The sequence below is a fragment of the Marivita sp. genome, from assembly GCF_051859345.1.
Taxonomy (GTDB): Bacteria; Pseudomonadota; Alphaproteobacteria; order Rhodobacterales; family Rhodobacteraceae; genus Marivita.
The window spans coordinates 99,849-116,956 of the sequence record NZ_JBHYFV010000001.1; the positions used below are offsets into that span (position 1 = coordinate 99,849).

The following is a 17,108-nucleotide window of genomic DNA, read 5'->3' on the forward strand; positions in this document are numbered from 1 at the left end:
AGGGCTTTTTCGCTAAACCGATGTGCCTGCGCTGCCACCCGAAAATTCGTCATAGGCTTCAAGCGCCTTGGCACCAAAGGCCACCGACGGCCCGCCCCCCATATAGGCAATCATCGCCAACGCCTCGCAAAGTTCCTCTCGGGTGGTCTTCAATCGGACTAGCGATTTGACATGAAACGCGATGCAGCTGTCGCAGCGGGTTGCAATCGCGATGCCCAGCGCAATCAGCTCTTTGGTTTTCTCATCCAAGGCACCCGGCGTCTTCGCCGCCTTTCCCATCTGATTGAACCCGGCAAAGGTTTCCGGAGTTTCTTTCTGCAGCACATCCAGACGCGCCACGGTGTCTTTCATGAAATCGGTCCAGCTCATGTCGGCCTCTCCTTTTCTAGCGGCTTTCATCCGCACCCATTTTCCGCTCCAGCCACCGCACGAAGAAACTGATGATCAGAACCAGAACAAGGTATTCGAGGATGAGAAGCGTATAGATTTCAAGTGGCCGGTACTCTGTCACCACCAACTCATTGGCCCGCCGCGTCAGCTCTTGCATGCCGATGACCGACGCAAAGGCCGACATCTTTACGATGTAAATGAACTGGTTCGCCAGTGGCGGAAGAATCCGCCGGATCGCCTGTGGCAGCACGACGTAGCGCATGGTTTGTCCATAGGTCAGCCCAACGGTCCGCGCCGCTTCGGTCTGACCTTTTGGAATGGACTGGATTCCGGATCGGTAAATCTCGGCCGTGAAGGCGCTGTCGGAAATGGCAAGCGTGATCACCGCACCCCAGAAGGCGTCAATCGTCACCGGAAGACCCATCGAGCGCATGACAACCGGCAGACCGTAAAACACCCAGAACAGCATCGGCAACAAGGGGATCGCCCGCACGAATTCGATATAGACACGCGACGGCAGCCTGATCCACCGGTTCGACGACATGCCCGGCAGCGCCACCATAAGACCAAGTGTCATCGACAGCGCTGCGGCAATCAAGGACAGCTGGATCGTCGCCCAGAACCCGCCAATCAGGAATTTGACGTTGGTCTCACCCTGCGGGGTGCTTGGGTCGATTACATACCAGCCCCAGTTGCCGCCGTTGCCACACCCGGCCACCAATAGAACGGCACCCAAAAGCATCCAGACTTTGATCGAAGGTCTCATGTTCAAGGCCTCAATGATGCAGGATCTTGTTCAGGAAATTGCGGAACCGCTCGGATTTGGGCGCTTCGAACACGGCGGACGGCGTGCCGGTTTCAACAATCTCGCCGCCATCCATGAACACCATCCGATCCGCAACCTTGCGGGCAAACCCCATCTCGTGGGTAACCACCAACATGGTCATTCCATCTTCGGCCAACTCGACCATCACGTCGAGCACTTCGGAAATCATCTCCGGGTCAAGCGCGGATGTCGGTTCATCAAACAGCATGATCTTGGGCTTCATGCACAGCGATCGCGCAATCGCGACGCGCTGCTGCTGCCCCCCGGACAGATCGCGTGGGCGTTTGCGCGCCTGTTCCGGGATACGCACCCGCTCAAGATAGTCCATCCCAAGCGCCTCTGCGTCTTTGCGCGACAGGCCGCGGGCCTTCATCGGCCCCAATGTCAGGTTTTCCAACACCGTCAGGTGAGGGAACAGATTGAACTGCTGGAACACCATTCCGACTTCAGAGCGCACGCGTTCGACGGCTCCCGGTTCGGTCAAAGAAATACCGTCCACCACGATGCTGCCGGAATCATATTGTTCCAATCCGTTGACACATCTGATTAAGGTGGATTTACCCGATCCCGAAGGTCCGCAAATGACGATACGCTCGCCCAGACTGACATCCAGGTCGACATTGGTCAGGACCTGGAAATCCCCGAACGATTTGTTCAAAGAACTGATTTTTATGACGCGCTTCGCGCTCATCCATAACCCCGATCCATCATTGGTGCTCGTAAGATAGCGCGCGCGCAGATATTTCAGCGTGTCAAGATGGCTGTCGGAGCTTTCACACTATGTAACCTCACCAAGATATATCCGAAAAGGGAAATACCATGCGTTTTCTGAAATCACTTGGATTGGCGGCAGCTTTTGCCGCTTCTGTCCTCGCAGCGCCTGCATCTGCGCAATCCGCCCTTCAGGACATCCTGAGCCAGGGCGTTCTGAAAGTCGGGACAACCGGCGACTGGAACCCGATGACGGTGCGCGACCCCGCGTCCAACACGTTCAAGGGCTACGACATCGACGTCATGACCCAACTGGCTGCCGATCTCGGAGTCGAGCTTGAATTTGTGCCAACCGACTGGAAGACATTGGTCAACGGCGTTGTGGCCGGAAACTATCACATGACCGGTTCTGCCTCGATCAGCCCGGCACGGATGAAGGCCGCAGGTTTTTCGGACAGCTATATCGCGGTCGAGATTCTGCCGTTCACGACCGACGACAAGGTTGACGGTTTCTCGGGGTGGGAGTCGATCAACGCGAGCAACGTGAAGGTGGCCACCACCCTTGGAACCAGCTTTGAGGGCATGGTGCGCGAGTGGTTCCCCGATGCCGAAATCACCGTCGTCGAAGCCCCTGCGCGCGGCTTTCAGGAGGTGCTGTCCGGTCGCGCGGACGTCTTTGTGACCTCGAACATCGAAGGTGCGACGCTTCTGACCAAATTCCCCAACCTGCGCCAGATCGAAATCGACGCGCCCCGTGCCCCGACGCCGATCGCGATGCTGATGCCGCAGGACGATCAGGTCTGGATCAACTATGTGAACAGCTGGATCGAGCTCAAGAAAGCGCAAGGCTTCTTTGAAACCACTGCCGCGAAATGGGGGCTGTGACCCAATCAGACCCCGACACACAGGAAAACTGGTCATTTGGGCCGGTTTTTTTGTGCCCACCTTCCCACCAATCTAACCTTCCTGCGGAATGTCTTGCGGTCCAACCATGTCGACCATCTTGATCATCCAGTGCAATAATTCGGCATCCCCATCAGTGACCTCTTTCGTTTCGATCAAACGCTCTGCGCGCTGTCGTAGAGTCGGCCATTGTCTATAGAAATCCACGGCATCGGTGATCGCCAAAGGCGCTTGTTTGTTGGACATGAATCGGTCCTTTTTCCTTTGCTTTAAATGGAAGTTAGCAAAGGAGTCTCCCGCGCCGATGTGAATTAAGTGTGAACTGCTTGGTTCCTGCGCAAACCAAAGCTAGCATCCCCCTACGTAATGCAGGAGGCAAGTGTGGCCGCAGGGCTGGAAATTTCCTTGTTCGGGTCTTGTGTGCTGCGGCGCGTGGATGCGCCCGCAGGCGAAATCACCGGTGCCAAGCACAGGGCCCTGTTTGCCCTTCTGGTCACCGCCCCTCTGAACCGTCGGTCCCGCAGCTTTTTGCAGGAAACGCTATGGGGCTTTGCCGATTACGAAAGCGGACACCAGAACCTGCGGCGTGCACTGTCTGATCTGCGCAAGAAGATCGGCGATGATTTTGACAAGATCCTGACCGTCACCAACAAGGAAGTCGAGATTGACATGTCTCGGGTCAAGGTGATTGGCCATCCCTCGGATGGGCCGTTCCTGTATGACCTGAACGTGCTGGAACCTTCCTTTGTCGCGTGGCGCGACGCCATTCGCGGTGATCCCAGCGCCGTCAAATCGCTGTGCTTCATATCCAACAAGCGCGGTCCCACCCGGATCAGGCCGCGCGTCTGTGCCCTGCCCCTGACGGTTCCACCGGGGGACACAGAACTGGCGATTGCCGGGGACTGGATCGCGGAAGAGACCAGCCGGATGATGTCGCGCTCGAGCCTGCTTTCGGTCATTTCGCACCTGTCAGGGCGCGCGATGTCACAACGGTTCATCGACATCATCAATGTCCGCGACACGCTGGATGTGGATTATGTGATGACCGGGGCGATGCGGCGTCAGGGCGATATGCTGATCGCGGATGTCGATTTCACCGATGTCCAGACCGGCACTCTTTTGTGGAACCGGCATCTGTCCTGTTCCATCGGACATTTTTCGCAAGAAGCGTCCGCATGGCTGGTGAACGTGGTGCAGACAGTTGGCCGCTCGATTGCCGAAACAACGCTGCATGCCGGTCGACAAACCCCTTTGCCCGACCTGCCCGATCACAAGCTGCTGATCGCCGGGGCCACCGCGATGCACCATCCCAAGCTTGGGGATTTCCTGCGCGCCCGGCAATTCCTGGATGAGGCCGCAGCCCGTGCGCCCGCGAATCCACATGTCTTTGCATGGTTGGGCAAATGGTATGTTCTGAGCATCTTCAAGAATTACAGCACCGACCGTCAGGGCGACACGCAAAAGGCGCTGGATTGCACCTCGCGCGCGCTGGATCTTGATCCACAATCCAGCTTTGGCCTGACCATCGACGGCTTTGTGAATGGCAACATCCTCAAGAACATGGATGTGGCCGAACGCAGGTATTCCGCCGCGCAGGACATCAATCCAAGCGAAAGCCTGTCGTGGCTGCTGCGCGGATCGCTGATGGCGTTTCGGGATGAAGGGCAATCGGCCATACGCGCCACCACGATGGCGCGCGACCTCTCTCCGATTGATCCGTTCGGGTATTATTTCGACAGTCTGGCAAGTTCGGCTCATCTGGCCGGAGGGGAATACGAAAAAGCGCTGGCACTGGCGGACAAGTCGATTGAATCCAATGACCGCCACATCTCGACCCTGCGCACTCGGATCGCGGCGCTGCACGCCCTCGACCGGGGCGAGGAGGCGCGTCAGACGGCGCGCGACATGCTTCGGCGCTTTCCCTATTTCAGCCTTGACGACTACCGCAAAACACATCCGTCCGCAGGCAGCAAGACCGGCAAGCTTGTCATAGACGCGCTGTCAGCGGCGGGCGTTTCATAAGCCATTCAGAAAAGGATAGTAAATCATGTCACAATACGGTGGATTCGGAGGGTTTGGCGGTTTCGGAGGGTTCGGTGGATTTGGAGGGTTCGGCGGCTTTGGTGGCGGAACCAACTTCACCGGTCTCGGCGGATTTCTGGGAAGCGAGGATCCCGGCGGTTATGATCCGGCGACGACACATGGCTTGCAGACCACCGCCGAGGGCTTGCGCCACCTGACCGAAGACGGCGACACGCCAACAAACGAGGAACTGGGCTTTTCCGATCCCTCGAACCTGAGCGGTCTGGCCACATGGGTGCGCGGATCGCTATATGTCAGCGAATATCTTGCGGGCATCAGCTCTGACGCGATGGCCGGAACCGGCGGCGCGCCGGACAAGGTGACCTTATCCTTTGATGGCCAGACCTGCCTGACGCTTCAGAGACCGGGAACTGATTTGCTGCGCAGCCAATGCCGTCTGGTTTCGGACTATGCCACCCTGCGTGCGGAACGCAGCGCGGAAATCACATCGCAACTTGGGTTTCCGACACCCTATTTCGCCATGATCCTTGGCCTGCACAGCGCACAGAACAAGAAAACCTTTGAACTGATCACCGCAACCCAGGTCGCTGCAGCGCACACTGCGATGATCGTGAAGAACCACCTTGCCATCCGTCGGCCCGACCAGTTGGACGCGCGCCTGATGCCGATGATCCCAACGCCCGGCCATGGCAGCTTTCCGTCGGCGCATGCAACCGAAGCCTATGCCGTTCTGACAGTTCTCGAAGCTCTGATCACCGAATGGGCAAGCCTGTCGGACGGCACACAGCGGATCAAGGCGCTGCGCGGACTGGCGGAACGGATCGCGGTCAATCGCACTGTGGCAGGCGTCCACTATCCCATCGACAGTTGGGCCGGGTCCGCTCTGGGCCGCATCGTGGGTCAGGTCGTGCTTGGTCGGGCGGGTGCAGGCACGGCGATCCAGCCGATGGATTACAGACCCAGCGATCACGATTTCTTTGACGAAGACCAACGCGATCCAGAGATTGCGCCTGAAAAAGGTCTGACACCAGCGGGCGACACTGTCACGCTCGATTCCAAGCCGACCTTTTCGTGGCTTTGGGACGGCGCGGTCCGCGAAGCGCAGAAGGCCTGAGATCATGTTTCCGCATCGCCATGACGACGAACAGATCGACAAGTATACCGGCCCTTACGAACGCTGGATCTTTTCCAGGGAACTGGGCCGACCCTTTGCCTTTCCAGCGATCCGAAACGGTCCCTCGACGCATATCACCGCGCTGATGGAAGGGGACGGAATGCTGGCCGATACCGACGATATCGACATCCGCATCCCGCCGCTTTGGTCCAAACACCCCCACGTGACGCCCTTCGCCATGTGGAACAAGGCCGTCGATCCAGACGATCCTGCTGAAAATGAAGACGCCGAACTGGCGCGGTGCCTGAATGCGCTGAACGGCTCACGTTACCGGCTCAACATGCCGGTTGATCCCGCCACATGGCCTGCGACCTACAACAAGGACGCCAAGCCAACCGGCTGGACCCGTCCCAAGACCAAGCCACGCGTTATCATCGGTGTGATCGACGACGGGCTTCCCTTTATGCATCGGGCCTTTCGGGACAGCGCCGGGGACACAAGGATCACCCTGTGCTGGCTGCAATCGGCCCGCGCAGACACTGCGGCGGCGGTCCCGTTTGGACGTGAGATCACGGCCACACAGATCGATCAGTTGCGCGCAGAGCATGGCGCGCAGGAAATGCGCGCCTATCAGGCCGCGCAGGCCGTGGACCGCGACCTGCCCGAGGTCGATACCGTGCTGATGCATCACGCGACACACGGTGCGCATATTTCCGGCATTGCAGCAGGAAACGATCCCTATGTCGGGGCCGAAGACCTGCCCGACGATGCCGCGATCATCGCGGTGCAGCTTCCCAATACCATCGCTTGGGACACGTCCGGGTTCGGCAAGGAAATGATGATGCTCAGCGCGATCGAGTACATCTTCCACCGTGCACGGATGATCGCCCAAGCCTTTGACGACGACGAAATCCCGCTGGTCATCAACTTCAGCTACGGCTGGAGCGCAAACCGCCATGATGGAAAATCAAGCTTTGAACGCGCTGTGCAAGACCTGATCACCCAACGCCGCGCGGTGCAGCCCAACACGGAACTGGTCATGCCGACAGGTAACAACTTTGCCAACGACATGCATGCCCGGTTCGCGTCCCATGATGCATCAGACGGGGCATTCAGCTTTGGTTGGCACCTGAAACCCGATGACCGCACGTCCAGCTACCTGGAAATCTGGCTGCCGCCTGGGATTGACCCGCAAGGGTGGACTGTAACAGTGACACCACCGCCGGGAATTCCAGAGGATGTGCGCCAGACCCTGTCCATCTCGCCGGATCCGGAACTGGATGGCGGTGATCCGCGCCGGTTTGTCGAACTTGAGATGGGCGGCAAGAACATTGGTCAGCTTTCGGCAGACAAGCATTTGGGCGACCGCTGGCGGGTGATGCTGGCGATGATCCCGGCGGCGGGCAATCTTGGGGCGGGACGGCGCGCGCCTGTGGGTCTGTGGACCCTCTCGATTGAGACGGCGAACGATCCTCTCAGCGACGGACAGCACATTGATGTCTGGGTGCAGCGGGACGACGACCCGACACAGCTTGGCACCGGGGGCCAGCAAAGCTTTCTTGTCGATCTCACCAGACCAGCCCCACCGCGCGTCCTTGAACCACCAGCGCTTACGGCTGTGCGCGGCTACGGATGCCTCAATGGCATCGGAACGGCGCAATCCGTGTTTCGCGTTGCCGGATACGTTCAGTCCACATCCAAACCGTCCGGGTACAGCGGCAGCGCGTCCATCGCTGTTGATGGGGAAGGAACGGCAACTGTTGACGCCAATCTGCCCGCTGCAACAGCCACAGCTGATCAGGGCTGGTTCCGTCCCGGCCTGCCCTCCATCGGTGTTCTGTCAGGGTCCGGTGCGCGGATCATTGGCACCAGCGCAGCCGCAGCCACCGCGACACGGCTGATCGCGTTGAACTTTCTGTCCGGAAAGCCAACGCGAGACGGATTCGAGGAACTTTACACCAAGACCGCTCCTGCCGCGCAAACCCTTGCGAGAACGGGACATTTCCGCAGTCCACCAGTCTGCGGTGAAGTCCTGAAACAACCCAGGAAACAGCGCTTCCTCGGGGCGTGAAATCCGCGCTCACAGCGTACTCACTCACCCTACGTCAACCACGTCTTTACCTTCTGTCTCGTGTCAAGCGGCCGTCTTGCCCAGCGCCGCGCACGAGCCCTCGGAGTGAAGACGATGACGTTCCAAATGCAATCACACGGTGGGGCGCAGGCGAAACGCGCACCCACCAACAAACCCCATACCCTGGAGGCGCTGCGCCCGGCGGATGGCGATATCGCCGTGGATGAGGCCGCCGATTTTGGCTATCTGCTGCCGCCGAGTGGCGATGCCGGCAACTATCTTCCCGATGTGCCCTTGGCCGATCTTGATCAGTTGGGCGACCTGATGGTGCCTGATTTTGACACCATTGACGCCTCGCCGGACGGTGGTCTGCCACCTGTCATGACCTATTGGGGTCAGTTTCTTGATCACGAACTCACCGCCCGCACCGACCGTGAAAGCGACATGACCGCGATTGATGACCCGACCCCCAAGGCATCAGCGCAAGACATCGAACGCAAGCTCAAGAACGCCCGTACACCCCGGTTTGATCTGGACTCGGTCTATGGCGGCCTGCCAGTCGGCACATTCGCCGACCCCGCCCAGCAGCATGCAGCGTCGGTCTTGCGGACCGGCATGCGCCACCCGGTGCATACGGCAAAGATGCGCGTCGGAACGGCGGTTGAACCCGGTCCCCTGCCCGATGACACGCTTGACCCACATCGCGACTTGCCGCGCTATCACCAGGTCGAACAGAAAGTCCGCGATGCCGCACTCAGCATTGCGCAGGCCCAAATGTCGACCGAGGCTTTTGCCAAGTTCGAAGCGGGCCTGCCCAAGCGGGCACTGATCGGAGACATGCGTAATGACGAGAACATCATCATCGCGCAGTTCCACCTCAGCGTTCTGCGGTTTCACAACAAGGTCGTCGACTTTCTGACCGAGAATGACACCGGCTGGATCGCAGATTTCGACTCCGCGAAGTCTTTGACCAAGCTGCACTACCAGTGGCTTGTCGTGCATGGCTTCCTGAAAAGCATGTGCAGCCAGACCGTTGTTGACCGCATCCTGCTGACCCGCAATGCGCATTACGATGCGTTCCGCTCCGACTATGCCACACGCAATCCGGGACGTGTGGTGGGCAACTGCATTCCGCTGGAATTTTCGGTCGCGGCCTATCGCTTTGGCCATTCGATGGTGCGCAATATCTACGACTACAACCGTACGTTTGGACGCCCGAATGGGACGGCTCCGTTTGATCAGGTTTTCGCCTTCACCGGCGGCGGGGGCATCGGTGCGCGGTTTGGTCTGAACATCAACAGCATCCCCAAGAACTGGGTGATCGACTGGTCGCGTTTTGTGACCGCGGATAACAGCTTTGCCGATGGTGGACCGCAGCGTGTGGCCCGAGCCGTGGACACGGTCATCGCGCCCCCCCTTGGCGATATGGCGAACGAAGGGGGCGATTTCGATGCTGCCACGCCGGATGGAGCAGCCCTGCGTGCGTTGTTCCGCAATCTTGCCCGCCGCAACCTGCGCCGGGGCAAAAGCCTGCGCATGCCCAACGGGCAAGCCCTGCATGCCCATCTGCAAGACATCGGCGCAGTGACAAGTGGCCCGCAAAACGATGTCCGCGCGTGGCTCGACAACAAACCTGAATTGTCGAGCTTTCTGGAGGGTCACGCCCTCAACAGCGCGACTCCCCTCTGGTTCTACTGCCTTGCCGAAGCAGAAGGCACACCCGGTCCGGGACTGGGCGAGATGGGAAGCTGGATCGTTGCCAGCACATTCATTGGCGCTTTGATGGACGACGCTGACTCGGCCCTGTCGCGGGAATTCACGCCAGAGCAAAGCCCGCTGCGGACACCAGATGGCGATTCCATCGACTCGATCGAGCGATGGATGCGCTTTGCGGCGGTCCTCTCCTGACCGCCCCGGCCGGTCCTTTCCTCCCGGGGACCGGCCACCCCAATTCCCCTCAGCCTGACAGGAACACGCCATGTTGCCCTTTGATGATTTTCAGGTCGAAACCTTTTTGCGCACGGGCGAACACCAGGACACGCTCCGCGCTGAATTCGGCGATGCGCTTTACGACGAACTGTCTCACCTCGCCAAAGAGGTGGCGCAGGATGCGACACCCCTTGAGGCCCGGCGCAGAAAGGTCTTTATCCTGCCCGGAATCATGGGCTCTCGCCTCAGCGCGATCCAAGACGGGCAGGCCGATCTGGTCTGGGTCCATCCGTCGGACCTGATCACGGGTGGGATTGCCAAGCTCAGATGGGGGGCAAGCGTTGCCGCCACGGGGACGATCCTCGCGCCTTATCTGCGGATGAAACTGCGCCTTCGACTGGCGGGGAATGACCCCGAATTCATGCCCTTCGACTGGCGGCAGTCCCCAGCGGTGACGGGCAAGATGTTGATTGACCGCATTCGCACCCGCGGTCTGAGCGATGTGACCCTTGTCTGCCATTCGATGGGTGGTCTTGTGGCGCGGCAGATGGCGGCCGAGGATGTCGACAAGACGTTCATTTCCAGGATTGTCACGATCGGCACACCCAATTTCGGCTCTTACGCACCGGTTCAGGTATTTGACCTGAGCCATGGCATGCTGGGCCCCCTTGGCCTTGCCGATCAGACACATGATCGCAAGACTCTGGTCGGGAAATACCTGCGCGCCTTTCCGGGATTGATCGAGATGATGCCCCAACCGGACAAACGCCCGGACGAGGGCTACTTTACCAAGACATTCTGGCCTGGTGGAGCGGTCCCCCCAACCGTCACCGCCTTGCGCGCAGCCAAGCAGAGTTCGGCTGACCTGCCGCAACCGGATGATCGGTTTCACCAGATCATCGGAACCGGCGAGGACACTGTCGTCGGAGCTTCGAAAGGCGCCAGTGGGTACATTTATCATCGGTCGATGGATGGCGATGGCACCGTGCCCCGCGATCTGGCGGAAATGGGCGACGTGTCGCGATATTATTGCGAGGGCAAACATGGCTGGCTGTGCAACCGCTCGGATGTGATTGCGGGAACCATCGACCTGATCGGCACCGGTGCGACCCACGCGCTGGACACCGCGCCACGCCTGCGCGCGATTGAGACCGTGATGGCCGACGTGACCACGGCTGACCTGCGGCTGGAGACGACGGCTTCTGCGCCACCGACAACGGAAACGGATTTCGCCGGTCCCTTCCTGTCGGGTATGGCGGACATCGCCCCGCCGGTCGGCGCGGTCATTTCGGACGCGCCCCTGTCCGAACAAAGCGCCTATCCTCGGGCCGTTGTCGATGCAGCAAGCCTGCGCTGGAAGGCATCTGACGCAGAGCGCAAGACAGTCATCCAGTCTCAGTTCGAGGCGCGGCCACTGAATGCCGAAACACCGGAACGGATCGACGCCTATACCCGTCGTCTGTTGACCATGGTCGATGCGGCAAGCGCAAATGGTCAGGGTCGCAAGCTGAGCCGTGACCTTGAAACCGCTTTGAACGCGCTTGACGGTCCGGATCGCATACAGCTTCCCCCAAGCGGACCAACCGCCGCGATCCTTGAACGGGTGATCGGCGAGGCCGAAGAATTCCTGTCGGTCATGTTCATCAAACGCGCGCTTGTCGCGGCGCGTGCGGTTGGCCGCGTTGTGTCGAGCGCGTCCGGTCAGGGGTTCGGAACCGGTTTTCTGATCGCACCGGGCGTGTTGATGACCAACCACCATGTGCTCCAATCCGATTTGGCCGCCAACCGCGCTGCGGTGCAGTTTCGATATGAACTGGAAATCGACAGCCGCCAGACGGCCGGACATAACTTTGCGCTTGAACCTCAACGGTTGTTCTACGCCAACGAGCATCTGGACATGGCCATTGTTGCGGTCGCTCCGATAAGCGACGATGGAGTTCCCCTGTCCGAATTCGGCCATCTGCCATTGATCGGGGTAGAAGGCAAAATCCGCAAAGGTCAGCCGGTCAATATCGTGCAACATCCCCTTGCCGGTCGCAAACAGGTGGTCTTTCGCGAAAGCCTGCTGACGGCCTTGCCCTTGGACAGCGATCACGTTGCGCATTACACTGGCGACACGCAGCCCGGTTCGTCCGGATCCCCCGTGTTCAGCGACCTGTGGGAGGTCGTGGCCCTGCATCATTCAGGTGTGCCGGACCAAACCGAAACCGGGCACTATGTCACTGTCGATGGTGGCATCTGGAACCCGTCGGCCGACCCGGAAATGAAGACCATCAAATGGGTCGCCAACGAAGGCATTCGCGTCTCGCGGATCGTCGCGCATCTCAAGACGGTGGCAGATCATCTTTCGCAGCAGGGCAAACCCGGAGCAGCGCTTGTCGAAGATGTCCTTGCGCTTGGTCGGGACGCTGTTCACACCGGCGGTTTTGTCCTGCGCGGGCCAACAACCGAAGCGCGCAGCGCGGCTGATGACAGGCAGCACGTTCAACAAGCACTGGTCGATCACAGCGATCAGATCACGTCCCTGACCGTTCCTTTGCGTTTTGACATCTCGTTCGGCCCCCCTGTGCGACGCGCCTAAGCCGCCCCTGCCTTGCGGCGCGAGATCACGACCAGCATGAGAATCGTCACAATGTAAGGCAGGCTCGACAGCAGTTGCGATGGCAGGCCGACGCCCACGGCCTGCGCTGTCAGCTCGCCCAAGGACAGGATGCCGAACAACAGCGCCCCAAAGGCGACGCGACCCGTTTGCCATGTGCCGAACACCACCAGCGCCAATGCGATCCAGCCGCGCCCCGCAATCATGCCGTCCGCCCAAAGCGGCGTATAAACGGTCGACGCATAGGCCCCGGCCAACCCGCACATCGCGCCGCCGAAAGCGACAGCCGCCAGACGGATCAGGACAACCGGATACCCGATGGACCGGGCTGCATCGGCGTTTTCGCCGACGGCTGCAATGATCAGGCCCATCTTGGTCCGGTTCAGCAGAAACCACAGCCCCCCTGTCCCGATGATCGCCAACCAGACAACGATGTCCTGCGTCAGCAACGTGGGGCCGATCACCGGGATATCCGACAGCCCCGGAAGGCCAAATCTGGGCAATCCCTTGATCGTCAGACTTTCATAGGATTTCCCAAACAGTGCCGACAGGCCCAGCCCCAGAACGCCGATGGCCAGCCCCGAGGCAACCTGATTGGCGCGCACGGCAATCACGAGAACGGCAAACAGCATCGCGATTATCGTGCTGACCGCCGCCGCCGCCAGAAACCCGACGGCGTGCGACCCGGTATGGTAGACGCAAATAAACGCAATCGCAGCGCCAATCGCCATCATCCCTTCCAGCCCGAGATTCAAAAGGCCGGTCTTTTCCACAACCATCTCGCCCAGTGCCGCCAACAGAAGCGGCAGCGCGGCGGCAAGCGTTCCTGCAAGCAGGAATTCAAGACCGTTCATGTCGCCACCTTGCGCTCGATCTCGATGCGGAAGCGGATCAGCGTGAAGGTCATCATGTAAAAGAACAAGAGAAGCCCCTGAAACACTTCGACCGCTGCCACCGGCAATCCTGCGGACACCGTCGCGCTGTCACCGCCGATATAGATCACCGAAATCAGAAAGCTGGACGCGATGATCCCAAGCGGGTTCAACCCGCCCACATATGCGACGATGATCGCCGCATAGCCGTAACCGGACGTGACCGACCGTTGCAGCTGCCCCAACGGTCCGGCGACCTCGCTTGCTCCGGCAATTCCGGCAGCCAACCCGCCAAGGCCAAGCCCCAGCCACACCATTCGCGGCGCAGAAAACCCCGCATACAGCGCGGCGCGCGGGGCAAGCCCGGCTGTGCGCAACTGATAGCCGCGAAAATGGTGCTGCATCATCAGATAGGCAAAGGCGCTCGCAAGCAGCGCGAAGATCAGGGAAATGTTGGTCCGCGTGCCGTCGAACAGGATCGGCAGAAGCGCGTTGTCCGGGAACATCACCGATTGCGGAAAATTGAAGCCGCGCGGGTCTTTCCAGGGGCCAAGCAGAAGGTAGTTCAGGATCTGCACGGCGATGAGCGCCAACATCAGCGTGACAAGGATTTCAGACGCCCCGAACCGCGTGCGCAAGGCCGCCGCGATCAGCGCGTAGAGTGTTCCCCCCAGCGCCCCGAAGGCGATCATCGCCGGCAGCATCAACGGGAAATTCCCGTCCGGGAAATAGACCGGAAGTGCGGATGCACAAAGCGCGCCCACGATGAACTGGCCTTCGGCGCCGATGTTGAACACGTTGGCGCGAAACCCGATGGCCAACCCTTGGGCGATCAGCAACAGCGGGGCCATCTTCAGCAAGACCTCGGAAAAGCTGTACCAACTCAGGAAGGGCTTCAGGAGCAACGCATGAAGGGCCGTTCCAGCCGGTTTGCCAAGTGCCGCAAACAGGATCAGGCTGGCCAGACAGGTCAACACCAGCGCCAGAACAGGCGCCGTGACCATGGCGAGTCGGGACGCCGCGTCGCGTCGGATCAGTCGTATTTTCATGCAGCCCGCCTCACATCGCGGCCCCGATCATATAGCGGCCGACATCCTGCGGTGTTGTGTCGGCGGCGGCCAGTGCGGGTGACAGACGTCCCTTGTGCAACACATGCAGCTTGCTGCACAGTTCGAACAATTCGTCCATTTCCTCGGATATCACGAGGATGGCGCAGCCTTGATCGCGCATCTCGAGCAGCCGCCGCCGGATCGCCGTGGCCGCGCCGATATCGACACCCCATGTGGGTTGCGACACCAGCATCACGTCGGGATTCAGCATGATTTCGCGCCCGAGGATGAATTTCTGAAGATTGCCACCCGACATTGCGCCCGCTTCGGCATCCGGTCCGGGGGTGCGCACATCGAACGCCTCGATACAGTCGCGGGTAAAGGCGCGTTCCACCTTGCGGCGGATGAACCCGCGCGACAGCATGTTGCGCCCATGCGCGGTCAGCAAGCTGTTGTCGGCCAACGACATTTCCGGCACCGCTCCGCGCCCCAGCCGTTCCTCGGGAACAAAGGCAAAGCCCAGCCTGCGCCGCGCCATCGGACCAAGATGGCCGACCTTCCGGCCCATGATCTCGATCATGCCGGGTTCATGTGCGCGGGTCTCGCCCGAGATCAGCGCTGCGAGTTCCTGTTGCCCATTACCCGAAATCCCTGCGATGCCGATCACCTCGCCGCTGCGCAGCTTGAGGTCGATGCCGTCCAGCGTGGTGCCGAACCGGCTGGCACGCGGGTGGCTCAGTGCATTCAGTCGCAGCCGTTCCTGCCCCGGAGGACGCGGCGCGGCATGGGCCACGTTCGGCATTTCGCGCCCGATCATCAGTTGCGCCAAGGACCGCGCATCGTGTTCACGCGGATCGACCCGCCCCGTCACCTCGCCGCCACGCAACACGCTGGCGGTATCACACAGCTCGCGGATTTCATCCAGCTTGTGCGAGATGAACAGGATCGCCATGCCGTCTGCCTGCAACTTGCGCAGGGTTTCAAAAAGCCGGCGCACGTTTTGCGGCGGCAGCACGGATGTCGGTTCATCAAGGATCAAAAGCTTCGGATTAAGCAGCAGACAGCGGATGATCTCGACCCGCTGGCGTTCGCCCACCGACAGGCGATGCACCATCGCGTGCGGATCGACGGACAGCCCGAACTGGTCACCCAGATCGGTGATCCTACGCGCCAATTCCGCCGGTTTACCGGGGATCATCAACGATACGTTCTGTACGACGCTCAGGGTTTCAAACAACGAGAAATGCTGGAACACCATGCCGATGCCCAGCGCCTGCGCGTCGGAGGGTCGGGCAAGATGTACCTCTTGCCCGTTCCAGTGGATATGGCCGGTGTCCGGCTGTTCGACCCCATAGATCAGTTTCATCAGGGTGGACTTGCCCGCCCCGTTTTCACCCAGCACAGCATGGATCGACCCCGCGTGCACGTCGAGGTCGATGTCCTTGTTCGCCTGAACAGTCCCATAGCGCTTTGAAACCCCTGCGAGTCTCAAAAGCGCGGGCTGGCTCATGAAGGCAGCGGCGTGGTCACGCCATCGACATGCCAATCCATGCTGATGATTTCATCATCGGTCATCGCAACCCCATCCGCGACACGCTCTGTCCCGGTCTGGTCGATCAGCGGACCTTCGAAGACGACAAAGTCACCAGACGCAATCTCGGCCTGCCTTGCAGTGATCTGTTCAACCATCTCTGCCGGGATGTCCGGGTTCCAGTCGGCAGTGAAAACAACGTCGTCTTCCATGCCCAGCCAGTAATTCGCACTGGGGAAATCGCCCGCGACATGGCCATCCACCAGACGTTTGAAATGCGGCCCCCAGTCGGTGCCGACAACACCCACATATTTTTCCGCAGCGTAGCTTTTCATCGAGGAATTGAGGTTCCACGCATAGACACCCGCCTCTTCGGCCACCGCGATCACCGACGGTGTGTCCTGCGCGTTCGAGAAGATCACATCGACATCCTGGGAAATCAAAGCCTTGGCCGCTTCCTGTTCCGATGCGGGATCAAACCAGCTGTTGACCCAGACAACGCTCATCTCGATCTCGGGATCGACCGATTTCGCGCCCAGCATGAAACCGTTGATCGAGGTGATCAATTCCGGGATCGCAAAGGCGCCGACGCAACCGATCTTCTTGGTTTTGGTCAGCGACGCCGCCGCCATTCCCATCAGGTAGGTGCCCTGCCAGTATTTCGCGGTAAAGGGTGCAAAGTTCGGTTCGACCAGATAGCCCGACGCGTGAATGATCGACACATCGCGGTTGCGCTTGGCGATCTGGATGCCGCCGTTCTGGTATCCGAACGACCCCAGAAGCAGCACCTTGTGCCCTTCCGCCACCAGCCCGTTTGCAATGCGATCGGCGTCCGGACCTTCGGCGATGTTTTCCAGCACCGTCACTTCGAGCCCGTCGCCATATGCCTCCTGAACGGATCTGACACCTTCCATCAGCGTATGGGACCAGCCGACATCGGCCTCTGGAGAGGGCAGGACGACTCCCATTTTCAGAACGTCTTGCGCAGCGGCGCGCAGCGGCAACGCAAGTGCGGTGGTAGCGGCAAGCGAACCTTTGAGAAAACTCCGGCGTTTGAACGTGTCAGTCAT

Annotated in this window: 14 protein-coding genes; 6 read left to right on the forward strand and 8 right to left on the reverse strand. The window is 60.0% G+C overall.

The annotated features are described in order from the left end of the window. Positions 1-12 precede the first annotated feature (12 nt). From ACTIEN_RS00550 to ACTIEN_RS00560, 3 genes are read right to left on the reverse strand one after another with little or no spacing between them, the layout of a single operon-like run. Entirely contained in the window at positions 13-369 is a 357-nt protein-coding gene (locus ACTIEN_RS00550; protein ID WP_439521145.1) for a carboxymuconolactone decarboxylase family protein, read from the reverse strand. A 16-nt stretch (positions 370-385) separates the two neighbouring features. Continuing rightward, positions 386-1,132 carry an amino acid ABC transporter permease gene (locus ACTIEN_RS00555; RefSeq protein WP_439521332.1) on the reverse strand — a complete coding sequence of 249 codons (747 nt, stop codon included), beginning with the start codon at positions 1,130-1,132 and terminating at the stop codon, positions 386-388. A 34-nt stretch (positions 1,133-1,166) separates the two neighbouring features. Then, entirely contained in the window at positions 1,167-1,907 is a 741-nt protein-coding gene (locus ACTIEN_RS00560; protein ID WP_439521146.1) for an amino acid ABC transporter ATP-binding protein, read from the reverse strand. 128 nt (positions 1,908-2,035) lie between these two features. On the opposite strand from ACTIEN_RS00560, the gene ACTIEN_RS00565 reads away from it, so the two are divergent. Beyond that, a complete protein-coding gene (locus tag ACTIEN_RS00565; RefSeq protein ID WP_439521147.1) occupies positions 2,036-2,812 on the forward strand; it encodes a transporter substrate-binding domain-containing protein in 777 nt (258 codons plus the stop codon). 72 nt (positions 2,813-2,884) lie between these two features. On the opposite strand, the gene ACTIEN_RS00570 is transcribed toward ACTIEN_RS00565, so the two are convergent. Beyond that, positions 2,885-3,076 (reverse strand): hypothetical protein, encoded by a 192-nt coding sequence (locus tag ACTIEN_RS00570; RefSeq protein WP_439521148.1) that lies wholly within the window; start codon positions 3,074-3,076, stop codon positions 2,885-2,887. 135 nt (positions 3,077-3,211) lie between these two features. On the opposite strand from ACTIEN_RS00570, the gene ACTIEN_RS00575 reads away from it, so the two are divergent. The 5 genes from ACTIEN_RS00575 to ACTIEN_RS00595 all read left to right on the forward strand — a co-directional run bounded on the left by ACTIEN_RS00575 (position 3,212) and on the right by ACTIEN_RS00595 (position 12,568). Then, positions 3,212-4,852, forward strand: coding sequence for a hypothetical protein (locus tag ACTIEN_RS00575; RefSeq protein WP_439521149.1), 1,641 nt, complete (start codon positions 3,212-3,214; stop codon positions 4,850-4,852). A 25-nt stretch (positions 4,853-4,877) separates the two neighbouring features. Then, positions 4,878-5,987 carry a phosphatase PAP2 family protein gene (locus ACTIEN_RS00580; RefSeq protein ID WP_439521150.1) on the forward strand — a complete coding sequence of 370 codons (1,110 nt, stop codon included), beginning with the start codon at positions 4,878-4,880 and terminating at the stop codon, positions 5,985-5,987. 4 nt (positions 5,988-5,991) lie between these two features. After that, on the forward strand, positions 5,992-8,058 hold the full coding sequence (locus ACTIEN_RS00585) for a S8 family serine peptidase (protein WP_439521151.1): 2,067 nt from the start codon (positions 5,992-5,994) through the stop codon (positions 8,056-8,058). Between the two features lie 114 nt (positions 8,059-8,172). After that, the gene (locus ACTIEN_RS00590; RefSeq protein WP_439521152.1) at positions 8,173-9,966 is read left to right on the forward strand and encodes a peroxidase family protein; all 1,794 of its coding nucleotides are present in this window, start codon (positions 8,173-8,175) and stop codon (positions 9,964-9,966) included. Between the two features lie 70 nt (positions 9,967-10,036). Next, positions 10,037-12,568 carry a trypsin-like peptidase domain-containing protein gene (locus tag ACTIEN_RS00595; protein WP_439521153.1) on the forward strand — a complete coding sequence of 844 codons (2,532 nt, stop codon included), beginning with the start codon at positions 10,037-10,039 and terminating at the stop codon, positions 12,566-12,568. Here the strand turns inward: ACTIEN_RS00595 and ACTIEN_RS00600 are convergent. Genes ACTIEN_RS00600 through ACTIEN_RS00615 form a run of 4 tightly spaced genes read right to left on the reverse strand, consistent with a single transcriptional unit; the run spans position 12,565 to position 17,108 of the window. Continuing rightward, on the reverse strand, positions 12,565-13,440 hold the full coding sequence (locus tag ACTIEN_RS00600) for an ABC transporter permease (protein WP_439521154.1): 876 nt from the start codon (positions 13,438-13,440) through the stop codon (positions 12,565-12,567). The genes ACTIEN_RS00595 and ACTIEN_RS00600 overlap by 4 nt on opposite strands. Continuing rightward, positions 13,437-14,507 carry an ABC transporter permease gene (locus tag ACTIEN_RS00605; protein WP_439521155.1) on the reverse strand — a complete coding sequence of 357 codons (1,071 nt, stop codon included), beginning with the start codon at positions 14,505-14,507 and terminating at the stop codon, positions 13,437-13,439. Before ACTIEN_RS00605 ends, ACTIEN_RS00600 begins: the two co-directional genes overlap by 4 nt. 10 nt (positions 14,508-14,517) lie before the next feature. After that, positions 14,518-16,017 (reverse strand): ABC transporter ATP-binding protein, encoded by a 1,500-nt coding sequence (locus tag ACTIEN_RS00610; protein WP_439521156.1) that lies wholly within the window; start codon positions 16,015-16,017, stop codon positions 14,518-14,520. Further along, on the reverse strand, positions 16,014-17,108 hold the full coding sequence (locus tag ACTIEN_RS00615) for a BMP family ABC transporter substrate-binding protein (protein WP_439521157.1): 1,095 nt from the start codon (positions 17,106-17,108) through the stop codon (positions 16,014-16,016). The genes ACTIEN_RS00610 and ACTIEN_RS00615 overlap by 4 nt, the downstream gene beginning before the upstream one ends.

Bases quoted from the DNA above. Each gene is read 5' to 3' on its own strand.
- ACTIEN_RS00610 (WP_439521156.1), bottom strand. From the start codon at position 16,017: ATGAGCCAGCCCGCGCTTTTGAGACTCGCAGGGGTTTCAAAGCGCTAT.
- ACTIEN_RS00580 (WP_439521150.1), top strand. From the start codon at position 4,878: ATGTCACAATACGGTGGATTCGGAGGGTTTGGCGGTTTCGGAGGGTTC.
- ACTIEN_RS00560 (WP_439521146.1), bottom strand. From the start codon at position 1,907: ATGAGCGCGAAGCGCGTCATAAAAATCAGTTCTTTGAACAAATCGTTC.
- ACTIEN_RS00555 (WP_439521332.1), bottom strand. From the start codon at position 1,132: ATGCTTTTGGGTGCCGTTCTATTGGTGGCCGGGTGTGGCAACGGCGGC.
- ACTIEN_RS00585 (WP_439521151.1), top strand. From the start codon at position 5,992: ATGTTTCCGCATCGCCATGACGACGAACAGATCGACAAGTATACCGGC.
- ACTIEN_RS00565 (WP_439521147.1), top strand. From the start codon at position 2,036: ATGCGTTTTCTGAAATCACTTGGATTGGCGGCAGCTTTTGCCGCTTCT.
- ACTIEN_RS00595 (WP_439521153.1), top strand. From the start codon at position 10,037: ATGTTGCCCTTTGATGATTTTCAGGTCGAAACCTTTTTGCGCACGGGC.
- ACTIEN_RS00590 (WP_439521152.1), top strand. From the start codon at position 8,173: ATGACGTTCCAAATGCAATCACACGGTGGGGCGCAGGCGAAACGCGCA.
- ACTIEN_RS00600 (WP_439521154.1), bottom strand. From the start codon at position 13,440: ATGAACGGTCTTGAATTCCTGCTTGCAGGAACGCTTGCCGCCGCGCTG.
- ACTIEN_RS00550 (WP_439521145.1), bottom strand. From the start codon at position 369: ATGAGCTGGACCGATTTCATGAAAGACACCGTGGCGCGTCTGGATGTG.
- ACTIEN_RS00605 (WP_439521155.1), bottom strand. From the start codon at position 14,507: ATGAAAATACGACTGATCCGACGCGACGCGGCGTCCCGACTCGCCATG.
- ACTIEN_RS00615 (WP_439521157.1), bottom strand. From the start codon at position 17,108: ATGACTGACACGTTCAAACGCCGGAGTTTTCTCAAAGGTTCGCTTGCC.
- ACTIEN_RS00570 (WP_439521148.1), bottom strand. From the start codon at position 3,076: ATGTCCAACAAACAAGCGCCTTTGGCGATCACCGATGCCGTGGATTTC.